The 12,712-nt window shown below is 63.1% G+C and carries 11 protein-coding genes; 9 read left to right on the top strand and 2 right to left on the bottom strand.

What is annotated here, in order from left to right; translation table 11 throughout:
- The first annotated feature begins 218 nt into the window (after positions 1-218).
- Positions 219-647 carry a nucleoside-diphosphate kinase gene (gene ndk / locus LWF01_RS09655; RefSeq protein ID WP_349640799.1) on the top strand — a complete coding sequence of 143 codons (429 nt, stop codon included), beginning with the start codon at positions 219-221 and terminating at the stop codon, positions 645-647.
- 99 nt (positions 648-746) lie between these two features.
- On the opposite strand, the gene LWF01_RS09650 is transcribed toward ndk, so the two are convergent.
- On the bottom strand, positions 747-1,442 hold the full coding sequence (locus LWF01_RS09650) for a vitamin K epoxide reductase family protein (protein ID WP_349640798.1): 696 nt from the start codon (positions 1,440-1,442) through the stop codon (positions 747-749).
- A 385-nt stretch (positions 1,443-1,827) separates the two neighbouring features.
- On the opposite strand from LWF01_RS09650, the gene LWF01_RS09645 reads away from it, so the two are divergent.
- Positions 1,828-5,451, top strand: coding sequence for an Rne/Rng family ribonuclease (locus LWF01_RS09645; RefSeq protein WP_349640797.1), 3,624 nt, complete (start codon positions 1,828-1,830; stop codon positions 5,449-5,451).
- 113 nt (positions 5,452-5,564) lie between these two features.
- On the opposite strand, the gene LWF01_RS09640 is transcribed toward LWF01_RS09645, so the two are convergent.
- Complete coding sequence (locus tag LWF01_RS09640; protein ID WP_349640796.1) at positions 5,565-6,653, bottom strand: SPFH domain-containing protein; 1,089 nt, start codon at positions 6,651-6,653, stop codon at positions 5,565-5,567.
- A 108-nt stretch (positions 6,654-6,761) separates the two neighbouring features.
- Between LWF01_RS09640 and LWF01_RS09635 the strand changes: the two genes are divergently transcribed.
- The 7 genes from LWF01_RS09635 to LWF01_RS09605 all read left to right on the top strand — a co-directional run bounded on the left by LWF01_RS09635 (position 6,762) and on the right by LWF01_RS09605 (position 12,700).
- Positions 6,762-7,337 (top strand): GNAT family N-acetyltransferase, encoded by a 576-nt coding sequence (locus tag LWF01_RS09635; RefSeq protein WP_349640795.1) that lies wholly within the window; start codon positions 6,762-6,764, stop codon positions 7,335-7,337.
- 34 nt (positions 7,338-7,371) lie between these two features.
- Entirely contained in the window at positions 7,372-7,680 is a 309-nt protein-coding gene (locus LWF01_RS09630; RefSeq protein ID WP_349640794.1) for a chorismate mutase, read from the top strand.
- 230 nt (positions 7,681-7,910) lie between these two features.
- Complete coding sequence (gene rplU / locus LWF01_RS09625) at positions 7,911-8,219, top strand: 50S ribosomal protein L21 (RefSeq protein WP_349640793.1); 309 nt, start codon at positions 7,911-7,913, stop codon at positions 8,217-8,219.
- Positions 8,220-8,264: 45 nt separating this feature from the next.
- A complete protein-coding gene (gene rpmA / locus LWF01_RS09620; RefSeq protein WP_349640792.1) occupies positions 8,265-8,516 on the top strand; it encodes a 50S ribosomal protein L27 in 252 nt (83 codons plus the stop codon).
- A gap of 120 nt (positions 8,517-8,636) precedes the next feature.
- Positions 8,637-10,193, top strand: a complete 1,557-nt coding sequence (obgE, locus tag LWF01_RS09615; protein WP_349640791.1) for a GTPase ObgE — start codon at positions 8,637-8,639, stop codon at positions 10,191-10,193.
- Positions 10,190-11,350 (top strand): glutamate 5-kinase, encoded by a 1,161-nt coding sequence (proB, locus tag LWF01_RS09610; protein WP_349640790.1) that lies wholly within the window; start codon positions 10,190-10,192, stop codon positions 11,348-11,350. The genes obgE and proB overlap by 4 nt, the downstream gene beginning before the upstream one ends.
- 42 nt (positions 11,351-11,392) lie before the next feature.
- Complete coding sequence (locus LWF01_RS09605; RefSeq protein WP_349640789.1) at positions 11,393-12,700, top strand: glutamate-5-semialdehyde dehydrogenase; 1,308 nt, start codon at positions 11,393-11,395, stop codon at positions 12,698-12,700.
- Positions 12,701-12,712 lie beyond the last annotated feature (12 nt).

Genomic DNA, 12,712 nt, shown 5'->3' with positions numbered 1-12,712 from the left:
GGATGAGGGCAGGGCTGGCCGCTAGAGCGTCCTAGTGGTCTGACTGGGCGCCCGGGATGAGGGCAGGGTTGGGGCGGTGCCGGTTTCGCGGCGACGCGGCATCTGGCGCTAGTGTTAATCCCGCGCCGCTCTGCTCCTGGGGTTCCATCCGGTCGGCCGGCAGCGGCATCCAAGTCGTTAACGCAGAACTTAAGCAGAACTCAAGTAAGGAATCTCTCGTGTCAGACGCAGTTGAACGGACCCTGATCCTGGTCAAGCCCGATGCCGTCCGGCGCCGGCTGATTGGTGAAATCCTTCGTCGTATCGAGGCCAAGGGGTACCAGCCCATCGCCGCCGAACTGAGGATTCCCGCCGAGGAAGAACTGGCTGCGCATTACGCCGAGCACGAGGGAAAGCCGTTCTATCAGCCGCTCGTCGATTTCATGCTCTCCGGTCCGGTGCTTGCTGTGGTCGCCGAGGGCCAGGGCGTCATTCCCGGTTTCCGTTCGCTCGCCGGCGCCACCAACCCGACTGACGCCGCCCCAGGTACGATTCGCGGCGACCTGGGCCGGGACTGGGGGCTGAAGGTTCAGCAGAACCTGGTGCACGGCTCAGACTCAGTGGAATCCGCCCAGCGTGAGATCGCCATCTGGTTCCCGAACCTTTAGCAATTGGGGTCGTTCGTGGGTTTGTCGCCCAGTCGTGAGTTATAACGCACGACTGGGCGACAAACCCACGAATGACCTGTCTAATTCCTCCGCCGCTGACTAGATCAGGCTGGAGAACCACGGCCAGAATGCGGCAACGATGCTGGCCGCGATAATCGCGTACCAGAGCACAACGATGGACCATGGCGATCCGGCCAGGGTCCGCAGCGCCGAGTTCTTCTGAACGGCAGCGCCGAAGTTGCCGGCCACCACGTTGTGCAGAGTCAGCATCACGAACATCGGTATCTGCATAGCCCAGACGACGATGCACCACGGGCAGCCGACGCCGATCACGAAAATGCTCTGTACGAACAGCCAGGTGATGAAGACGGCGCCGAGGAAGACTCCCGCATTCAGTCCGAGCCAGATCCATCGCGGTAACCGCACGCCTCCGATGAGCGCCACGCCGATGACGATCGGCACAACGAACGCCGCGACGCCGATCAGCGGGTTGGGGAAGCCGAACACTGCCGACTGCGGGTAGGTCATAACGCTGCCGCAGGAGAAGAACGGGTTGAAATCGCAGCCGAGCTTCGCATCCGGATCCTCGAGCAGCTTTAGCTTGTCCAGGGTCAGTGCGAAGGCCGATAACCAGCCAATTGTCCCGGTGACGAGCAGCAGGATGCCGAGATTGCGCGGTTTGAGCGTTCTGGCACCGCCCAGGAGAGTGTCCTGATGTTTGGTCTCAGGCGGCAGGTCAACGGAATCTGTCGCGGCATCCGCGGTGGATGCTGAGTCGGTGTGCGGTTGACCCACTGAGTAATCTCCTATGAAAGTTGGCTTATCCCTCGCTATCAAGGATGCCCTATCGACGCAGGCAATGACGCTGGCGATCGATGCCAAACGACTGGCAAGGCGTAGTGAGTGCCGTGATAATCCCTCCGCTGTGCCATACTGAACTTGGCTGTATGGCACACCACACCCGTCATACAGTCCGATGTCGCAGCTACGGGTCTTTGAGAAGAAACCTGGGCGCGCATCGGCATATTGACCGCCACCGCGCTGGAGAGAAGCTAGCGCGAGCGGCAGATGCAATCAACTGACTTCGGTTGCCTCCTGCGGGCGGCAACATCTACTGGGCTCAGGGTCGCTGAACGGAGTGTGGTCAGCGATTGCCTGAGCGACGGGAGCGTACCCGAATATGCATGATGAGCCACGTGGTGACAATGAATTGTCGCCCACTCAGCAGCAGGATGATTCCGAGAACAACCTCAGCGCCGATGAGACTGCGGCGCCGGCCGTGAAGAAGCCGGTCCGGAAGCGGGCGCCGCGCCGATCCGCCGAGGAAGTTCAGCTACCGCTGGATTCCGGCGAACCGGGCAGTGCAGACCAGTCAGCAGAGCCCGGTACACAGGCCGCCACCGAAACACGCTCAGCCCGGTCGCCTCGAAAGCGCACACCGGCGAATGACGAGGCAAATCGGTCCGGCGCCGAACAGATTCTTGCCGATCTGGACCTACTTGCCCAGCAGCGAGGACTCCGGCAGGAATCCGCCCCCGTAGCCGACAGCAGCTCGGTCGAGGCCGGCAGCTCGGTCGACGCCGGCAGTAGCCAGGCCGACACCGGAAGTAACTCCACAGACGCCGATATCGGCCAGGTAACTGGCGATGAGCCTCCGGTTACCAGGACTCGCGGTGGACGCAGAAAGATTGAGCGCAAGCCCGCCACATCCGCAGTGTCCAACCGCGGCGAGGCGCTGGAGCAGACCATCCGCTCGACCTCTGAGCCGGCACCGGTTGAATCGGTACCTGAATCGGCACCGGTTGAGCCTGCATCGGTTGAGCCAGTATCGGCCTCGATTGAGCCTGCATCGGTTGATCAGCACCAGACGAACAGCGATCCTGCTGCCTCGGCTGCGACCGAAGATGCGGTCGAAGCAGGTTCTGCCGGCGGAAAGCCGGCCGGTGAGCCGGCCGTTCCGCCGCAGCCGACGTTCCAGCCCACCGCCTTTAACCCTTTCTCGGTTCCGCAGACATTCAGCGCACCGACCTCAGACGCCCAGGCCGATGAGCCGATCAGGCTTGCGACCGGCGTGCCGGTGGCCGGTTTGCTATTTCAGGCACCGGAGCCGGAGCGTGCCGAGCGTCCGACCAGCCGTCGCCGTCCGTCCAGCGTCGAAGATACGGATGAGCGGGACGAATCGCCCGACGAGGAAACCGACGCAGCCGCCAGCCGCCCTAATCGGCGTGACTCGGCAGACGAGCGTGATACCGCCAATGATCGTGACACGTCCGACGAATCCGATACCGATTCAGACGCAGACACCGATTCAGATGCAGACTCGGACGACGACGGTGAAGACCGCCGTCCGCGTCGCCGCAGGGGCGGGCGGGGCCGTAGGGGCCGCTCGCGCGACAGCGACGACAACGCCGAGGACTCTTCCTCCGCTGATTCCGGCGCGGGCGAATCCGCGGCCGATTCCGACGATGACGACGAGCCTGCCGATGACTCGCGTGACCGCAAGTCGAAGAAGTCCGCTGCCGACGGTAATGACGACGAAGGTGACGATTCGTCCGGTTCCCGCCGTCGCCGTCGCCGCCGTCGTCGTGCCGGCGATCCGGACGTCGAAGATGAATCGCCGAACACAGTCGTCAAGGTGCGCGAATCCCGCCGCGAAGACGAGGTTTCCGGCGTCAAGGGTTCCACCCGCCTGGAAGCCAAGCGTCAGCGTCGTCGTGAGGGCCGCGAGGCCGGTCGTCGCCGTCCCGTCATCACCGAAGCAGAGTTCCTGGCCCGCAGGGAATCCGTGGATCGCCAGCTGGTTGTTCGCCAGCATGGTGACCGCATCCAGATGGTGGTTGTCGAAGACAGGATCGCCGTCGAGCATTACCTGTCCGAAAAGAAGCAGCAGGCCTCGCTGATCGGCAATGTCTACCTCGGCAAGGTGCAGAACGTGCTGCCAAGCATGGAAGCAGCCTTCGTCGACATCGGCCGCGGCCGCAACGCGGTGCTGTACGCCGGCGAAGTCAACTGGGACGCCCTGGGCATGCAGGGCCAGCCCCGGCGAATCGAACTGGCGCTCAACCCCGGTGATCCGGTGCTCGTGCAGGTCACCAAGGACCCGGTTGGTCACAAGGGTGCACGGCTGACCAGCCAGATCTCGCTTCCTGGCCGCTTCCTGGTCTTCGTTCCGGGCAACTCGATGACCGGTATTTCGCGAAAGCTTCCGGATACCGAGCGATCAAGGCTCAAGAAGATCCTGCGTGAGGTTCTGCCCGAAGACGCCGGCGTCATCGTGCGTACTGCCGCAGAAGGCGCCTCCGAGGCCGATCTGACCAGGGACGTCGAGCGCCTTTCGAAGCGCTGGGAGAAGATCGAGAAGAAGTCGAAGTCAACCAAGACTCTGGCTCCGGAACTGCTGTACAGCGAGCCCGATCTGACCGTACGGATCATCCGGGACGTTTTCAACGAAGATTTCAAGAGCCTGACCATCGAGGGTGAGGATGTCTGGCAGACGATCCACGAATACGTGGAGGCCGTCGCACCGGACCTGCTCGATCGGCTGGAGTACTGGGACAAAAACCAAGACATCTTCGAACACTTCCGGATCGACGAGCAGATCGCCAAGGCACTCGAGCGCAAGGTGAACCTGCCGTCCGGCGGTTCACTGGTCATCGACCGTACCGAAGCGATGACGGTGGTCGATGTCAACACCGGCAAGTTCACCGGGTCGGGCGGCAACCTCGAAGAGACTGTCACCAAGAACAACCTCGAGGCTGCCGAGGAGGTCATTCGCCAGCTCAGGTTGCGCGATATCGGCGGCATCATCGTCGTTGACTTCATCGACATGGTGCTCGAGGCAAATCGTGACCTGGTGATGCGACGGCTGGTCGAGTGCCTCGGTCGAGACCGGACCAAGCATCAGGTTGCTGAGGTGACATCTCTTGGTCTGGTGCAGATGACGCGTAAGCGGATCGGCACCGGCCTCGCGGAGTCCCTGGCCAGCGCCGGGCAGGACATCAGTGGCAAGGGCCTGGTACTTCCCGGCACCGAACCCGACAATCGTGCTTCCCGCGGAGGAAAGTCCGGCGGCTCGCACTCGGGCGGTTCCAAGGACAACCAGGGCTCCAAGCGACGCAATCAGAAGAGCGAGGACCAGGACAACGCGGCCGAGATCGCAAAGCGCGAGGAGCAGGAGCGTGCCGAGGAGGCAGCCGCGGCAGCAAGCCGGGAAGCTCTCGCAGCGATCGCCAAGGCAACGCTGAAGGCCCATGAGGATGAGGCGCACGATTCCGCCATCGAACCGCAGGAGCCGGCGTCCGAGGGATCGGCAGGCAAGCCCGCCGATCAGGCTGCCTCGTCCGAGCAGACCGCCTCGTCCGAGCAGGACGAAGCGCCCAAGGGACGTCGGTCCCGTTCCCGGCGTGGCCGTGGACGGAACGCGCAAACTGATGACGTTTCGGTGACCGAGGAGGCTGTCGGGGCGGACGAGCCCGAGCCGGCAGCGACCGAGGCTGCGGCACAGGGGGCTCCGGCAGAAGCTCCGGCAGGGGCAGAGGCTCCGGCAGCCGAGGCTACAGAGGCTCCGGCAGTCGAGGCTATAGAGGCTCCGGCACCGGCCGCGCCTCCCGAGCCTGCAGCTCCTTCGGGTCCCGCACCACTGATGTTCGGCGTAGGTGCGAAGCCGATCGTGCAGCAGAAGGCGGCAGCGCCTCGGCGCAGGCCGGCTAAGCCGGTTGCCGAGCCAGCGGAGCCGAAGACCGAGGAGCCTGCAAGCCCGGCGGCCCCGCCGCTGCTGCTTGGCATGGACGCGGCCAAGAAGTAGTTCGCAAGCTTCTGACAACGAGAGAGGCACACCGGCAAACCGGTGTGCCTCTCTCGTGCCGTTTACAGGGGCTGGCGCGAAACGCTGCCTGCTCGCGAAACGCTGCCTGCTGGCTACCTGCTCGCGGCGCTGCCTGCGTTGACGACTGGCTGGGTTCCGCGATCGCCGCAGAGCACCACCATCAGGTTCGAGACCATTGCAGCCTTGCTGTCTCGATCGAGCTCAACCACCTCGCGTTCGCCGAGCCGGTCCAGGGCGAGTTCCACCATGCCCACGGCGCCTTCAACTATGTACCTGCGGGCGGCGACGACCGCCGTCGCCTGCTGGCGCTGCAGCATCGCCTGGGCTATTTCGGGAGCGTAGGCGAGGTGCGTGATCCGTGACTCGAGGATTTCCACGCCGGCGGAAGCAACCCGGACACCGATCTCGGTGGACAGCTTTCCGGTGATCTCTTCGGCGTTGTCACGCAAAGACATGGATTCCGCGTCGGTGTCGTACGGGTAGGTGTTGGCGATGTGCCGCACCGCTGTTTCAGCCTGAATCGCAACGAACGCTTCGAAGTCATCGACCTCGAAAAGGGCCATCGCGGTATCGGTGACCCGCCACACGACGACAGCTGCGATCTCGATCGGGTTACCGTCCAGGTCGTTGACCTTCAGGGTGGACGTCTCGTGGTTTCGAATCCTGGTCGAGATCCGCCGCTTCGACTTGAACGGATTCGCCCAGCGCAGGCCCGGATTGCGAATCGTGCCGGTGTACCGGCCAAAGAGTTGCAGCACCCTGGCATCGCCGGGTGAAACGGACACCAGGCCCTTGAAGGTGAACAAGGACACGATGATTGCGATTATCGACAGGAATATCACCAGGCCGCCGGCGCCCGTGCCAATGGCGGCCAGGCCCACGCCCACGAAGAACATGAGGACGCCACCCAGCAGCAGGCCGAGGGCGAGTATCAGCATCAAGATGCCGCTGCCGCCGGACACCAGATGCTCGCGCAGTTCCGTCTTCGGCTTGAATGCCGGCTCGATACCGGTCGGCGACGGGGGAGTGGCGCCGGGTCGGTCTGGTCCAGCTATACCCGGCTGACCGGATGGCCCCATCTGCGGCGGGCCGGGGTTCGGGTACTGCTGGGCATGGTTCGGATACTGCGGTTCGTAAGGCTGGGCGTTCGGGGGCAGGCCAGGATAATTGGGGTTTGACATGGACTAAGTCTATTGAGCCACGATGTAGCGACTGTTCGACTCGTGTGTCAGCTTCGGCACATCCACGTTCCGGTTCCTCTGTTGCCGCTGGACGTAAGCTGGATGGCGATGATGACTATCGCCCAAGGACGCAGCGTCAGTCTGCGAGAATTCGACGTTTCCGACGTTGACACGTACTGCGACTGGCTGTTGCCGCATCAGGAGTGGCATAGCTGGGACGGCCCATATTTCCGGAAGGACAGCGCCGAGGAGGTCGAACGTTACCGGCGGAAGCTCCGGCAGCGCCTTGGATCTGGCGAACAATTCGAACACGACGGCTGTCTCTCCCGGGCTGTGATAACTCCGGCCGGGCAGCCGGACCGGCTGGTGGGCACGGTGAGCTGGCACTGGGAATCGGAGGAGACTAACTGGCGCCGGATGGGAATCAGCATCTTCGATCCAGCCCTGCGTGGGCAAGGAATGGGCAGCGATGCGCTGGAACTGTGGACGAGCTACCTCTTCCGGCGTAGCGATATCGTTCGGCTCGATTTCTCCACCTGGTCCGGTAATCACGGAATGCTCGGCGTTGGCCGCCGGCTTGGTTTCGTCGAAGAGGCCCGGTTCCGCAAGGCTCGGGTGGTGAACGGCCTGCATTTCGACTCTGTCGTCTTTGGCGTACTGCGTGAGGAATGGCAGAGCCGTTAAACCCGCGGATGGCCTTTTGGGTACGCTTATCAGCGTGTCTGAGAATCCTGCGATTGATGAACTGCTTCGCCTGCGTGCAAGTATCGATAATATTGACGCCGCGATAGTGCACATGCTGGCCGAGCGTTTCAAGTTCACCCAGGCCGTCGGCCGGCTGAAGGCACAAAATGACCTGCCACCGGCGGATCCGCAGCGCGAATCTGAGCAGGTTGCCCGGCTTCGCCAGCTCGCGGAAGAGTCACACCTCGACCCCGCGTTGGCCGAGAAATTTCTCAACTTCATCGTGGCCGAGGTCATCCATCATCACGAACAGATCGGCAGGGAATGCACTCCGAGCGAGTAGCCGATCTCGTGGCCAGTAACGCCGGAGGTTCGGTTTGACCTGAGCGGAGTGGTATCCGTAGACTTGGACGTCGGTGCGCACCTATGTTGTGCGCGTAGCTTGGCAGCTCGAAGAGTAGGCGCGATAAGCGCTGCGTTCGTAGCCGCCACTGTTAGACGTTTGTTCCAAGCATCACTGACGCCCTTGCATCGATAGGGCGGACGTGTCCGAGATTAGAGAGTGAGTCCACCGTGGTGTACGCGATTGTTCGCGCAGGCGGCCGTCAGGAAAAGGTATCGGTCGGCGACGTGCTGACCGTTGACCGTGTTCAGGCGAAGGCCGGTGACACCGTTGAGCTTGCTCCTCTGCTGCTGGTTGACGGCGAAGAAGTTACCTCCGGCATCGACAAGCTGGCGAAGGTAAAGGTTACCGCCGAGGTCGTTGAGGATCTTCGTGGTCCGAAGATTGTGATCCAGAAGTTCAAGAACAAGACGGGCTACAAGAAGCGCCAGGGCCACCGTCAGGAACTGACGCGGCTCAAGGTCACCAGCATTAAGTAAGTTCTTAGTTTCCATTTCTTATTCTCTTAGGCAGGTGCGTCAGCAATGGCACATAAGAAGGGTGCGAGCTCCACTCGCAACGGTCGTGATTCAAACGCTCAGCGACTGGGCGTGAAGCGCTTCGGCGGTCAGGTCGTCAATGCGGGCGAGATCCTGGTCCGCCAGCGCGGAACCCACTTCCACCCGGGCGCCAACGTCGGCCGCGGTGGCGACGACACGCTCTTCGCTCTGGCCGCCGGTGCGGTCGAGTTCGGCAGCAAGGGCGGCCGCAAGGTCGTCAACATCGTGGATGCCTGATCAATAGCGCTTCACGTATTTAGCTTTACAGACCGCGAGGGGCGAGCCACGGATTATCCGCAGCTCGTCCCTCGTGGTCTGTTTGCAGTGCACGGTTAACAGACAAGGAAGCAAGCAGTCATGGCCACTACTTTTGTGGACACAGTCACACTGTTCGTATCAGGCGGTGATGGCGGTAACGGCTGTGCCTCGGTTCACCGTGAGAAGTTCAAGCCACTCGGTGGCCCCGATGGCGCAAACGGTGGCCGCGGCGGCGACGTGATCCTTGTTGTCGACCCGCAAACCACGACATTGCTGTCCTACCATCGTTCGCCTCACCGGCACGCCGGCGATGGCGGCCCGGGCAAGGGCGATATGCGGCACGGCGCTGATGGCGAGGACCTGATCCTCCAGATTCCCGAGGGAACCGTAGTGAAAGGTCCTGACGGTGAGGTGCTCGCCGATCTGCTTGGCGCCGGAACCCGCTTCGTTGCGGCTGCCGGCGGCCGTGGCGGACTCGGCAATGCCGCACTTGCTTCGCCCCGTCGTAAGGCTCCTGGTTTCGCGCTGCTCGGCGAGCCTGGTTTCGAAGGACAGATCACCCTTGAGGTCAAGACTGTCGCCGACATCGCGCTGGTTGGCTATCCCTCGGCCGGTAAGTCTTCGCTGATCGCCGCGCTTTCAGCCGCCCGGCCGAAGATCGCCGACTACCCGTTCACAACGCTGGTGCCAAACCTCGGCGTTGTACAGGCCGGCGAGGTCCGGTTCACGATCGCCGATGTGCCGGGTCTCATTCCCGGAGCGTCGGAGGGCAAGGGTCTTGGCCTGGAGTTTCTGCGCCACGTCGAGCGTTGTTCTGCGCTCGCTCACGTGATCGACTGCGCAACGTATGAACCGGGACGCGACCCTGCGGGTGACCTCGAAACCATCGAGAAGGAACTTGCGGCCTACTCGGTCGAAGGAGCACTCGGTGGCGGTGGTGAAGTCCTCCCACTCAACGAGCGGCCCAAACTCGTCGTGCTGAACAAGATAGACGTTCCGGATGGCCGGGACCTGGCCGAGATCGTACGCCCGGACCTGGAAGCCGCCGGCTACCAGGTGTTCGAGGTTTCCGCGGCATCGCATGAGGGCTTGCGGCAGTTGTCGTTCGCAATGGCGAAGCTGGTCGACGAGAACCGGAAGCGCCTGGTCGAGTCGGCGATCGAGGCTCCCCGGGTCGTGCTTCGGCCGCAGGCCGTCAATGATCGCGGCTTCACGGTCGTTCGGGAGAATACTGCCGAGGGCGAGATTTTCCGGGTGCTTGGCGAAAAGCCAGAACGATGGGTACGCCAAACCGACTTCGCCAACGATGAGGCCGTCGGCTACCTTGGCGACCGGCTTGAGCGGCTGGGAGTCGAAGAGAAGTTGTTCAAGGCCGGTGCGGTACCGGGTTCCACCGTGGTCATCGGACCGGGCGACGGCGTACTGTTCGACTGGGATCCGACCATGATCGGTGGCGCGGAGCTACTGGCAGCGCCGCGCGGTGGAGACCTGCGACTGGATGAAGCCAATCGGCCGACCCGCGAACAGAAGCGCGAGCAGTTCCACGCCAGGATGGACGCCAAGGCTGAAGCCCGCCGGGAAATGGAAGAGCAGCGCCGAGCCGGGATCTGGAGTGATTCTTCGTCCGAAGCGGGCGAGTCGGAGAGCGATAAATGACGGAAACTATTCACTCAGAAGACACCGCGACCGCGCTGCTCGACGTGCAGCGCAGCATAGCCGGCGCGAAGCGGGTCGTGGTCAAGGTCGGTTCCTCCTCGCTGACTACCACCGCCGGCGGCATCGATGTCGCGCGTCTGATGGCTCTTACGAACGTTCTGGCGGCTCAGAATAAGGCCGGGCGCGAGGTTGTGCTGGTGTCGTCCGGGGCGATTGCCGCTGGACTCGCTCCGCTCGGCTGGGCGAAACGTCCCTCCGATCTGTCCAGCCAACAGGCAGCGGCAAGCGTTGGCCAGGGGTTGCTGATGGCTCGTTACAGCGAGGCGCTTGGTGGTCGAAGCGTACTGAGCAGCCAGGTGCTGCTCAGCGCGGACGACCTGATTCGCCGGACGCACTATCGCAACGCCCAACGTGCCCTGGAACGCTTGCTTGGCATGGGAGTGCTTCCTATCGTCAATGAGAACGACACCGTGGCGACGCACGAGATCCGGTTCGGAGACAATGACAGGCTTGCCGCTCTGGTAGCCCACCTTGTCCATGCCGAGGCGCTCGTACTGCTTTCGGATGTTGATGCGCTTTACACGGCGCCGCCGACCCACAGCAGCGCCGAGCGCGTTTCCCTGGTGCGATCGCCGTCGGAACTCGATGTCGTCAAGGTCGGCGGCACTGGTACTGCGGGCATCGGCACCGGCGGCATGGCGACGAAGATCGAGGCGGCGCAGATCGCGGCAGCTTCAGGAATTCCGGCCGTGGTCACATCGGCCGGAAACGTCGAGAATGCGATGACCGGCGCCGATGTTGGTACCTGGTTCACAGTGACCCACCGTCGGCGGTCCACTCGACTGCTGTGGCTCGCCCACCTTGCGGAGACGCGGGGGCGCGTCACCATCGATGATGGCGCGGTTCGTGCGTTGCGCGACCGGCACACCTCGCTGCTCCCGGCCGGCGTTACCGGCGTCACTGGTGATTTCGAGCCAGGCGATCCGGTGGAAATCGTCAGTCACAGCGGGGAAATAATTGCCCGCGGCCTGGTGAACTACTCGGCGCTCGAGTTGCCGGAGATGTTTGGCCGCTCGACCAGGGAACTGGGCGAGTCACTTGGCCGCGACTATGAACGCGAAGTCATCCACCGAGATGACCTGGTGATATTGGGCTGATACCCGACCGGCGTGTCAGCCTGCACAGATTAAGGTGGACTCATGAGTTCTGCAGAAGTTGCCGCACCAACGGATGAAGTGAGCGCACGTGCCCGTCGCGGTGTCGAGCGGATTACCCGCCGGGCGCAGGAAGCCGGGAAAACCCTGGCAACCGCCCAGCGAACCGTGAAAGACGCCGCACTGCTTGCGATCGCCGAGGCCCTCAACTCGGAGACTGAGCGCATCGTCGCGGCGAATAAACGCGATCTGGCCGCCGCGGAGGAGTCAGGGGTCGACGCGACTATGCTGGATCGGCTCGCCCTCGACGCGGATCGGGTGGCAGCAATCGCCGGTGCGGTGCGTGAGATCGCCGCGTTGCCGGATCCTGTGGGCAATGTGATTACCGGTTCGACGCTTGCAAACGGCATCAGACTTCGCCAGGTGAGGGTTCCGATGGGCGTGATCGGGGTCATCTACGAAGCCCGCCCGAACGTGACAGTCGACATTGCCGCGTTGGCGCTGAAAAGCGGTAATGCGGTTGTGCTTCGTGGTGGCAGCGCGGCCGCGCGCACCAATGCGGTGCTCTCCGACGTGCTGCGCTGGGCGATTGCCTCGGTGGGATTGCCTGCCGACCTGGTTTCCTCCATCGACGAGTTCGGCCGCGACGGCGCCCGGGCACTGATGCAGTCCAGGGACTTCGTCGACCTGCTTATTCCGCGGGGCGGCGCCGAACTGATTGCCACCGTGGTCCAGGAGTCGATAGTTCCGGTGATCGAGACGGGTGTCGGGAACGTCCACATGTTCATCGATTCATCCGCCGAGCTGAAGACGACGCTGGACCTGGTGCTGAATTCCAAAACCCACCGCCCCAGCGTCTGCAACGCTTTGGAGACTTTGCTCGTGCATGAGAAAGCCGCCAAACGAATGATGACCAAGATCATCGCGGCGCTCGACAGCGCGGGAGTCACCATTCATGGTGATGTCGCCACCTCGGAGTTCGCGCCGGACGGTGTGCGGATCCGTCGGGCGAATCGACGCGACTGGGTGAAGGAGTACCTCGGCCTCGACATAGCCGTGGCTGTCGTGTCCGACATCGAGGAGGCGATCGAGCACATCGAGCGCTACTCCTCGGGACACACCGACGTCATCGTCACCAACGATGTTCGCTCGGCTGACCGATTCGTAGCGGCGGTCGATTCTGCCGCCGTCGGCGTCAACGTCTCGTCCCGTTTCACGGATGGCGGTCAGTTCGGCCTCGGCGCCGAGGTCGGCATCTCGACGCAGAAGCTGCATGCTCGCGGCCCGATGGGACTCACCGAGCTGACCACATCGAAATGGATCGTGCATGGCGAAGGCCAGGTTCGCGAGTAAGACACCGCCGGC

Source organism: Saxibacter everestensis (genome assembly GCF_025787225.1).
GTDB lineage: Bacteria > Actinomycetota > Actinomycetes > Actinomycetales > Brevibacteriaceae > Saxibacter > Saxibacter everestensis.
This window is presented reverse-complemented; position numbering and strand designations above follow the sequence as displayed.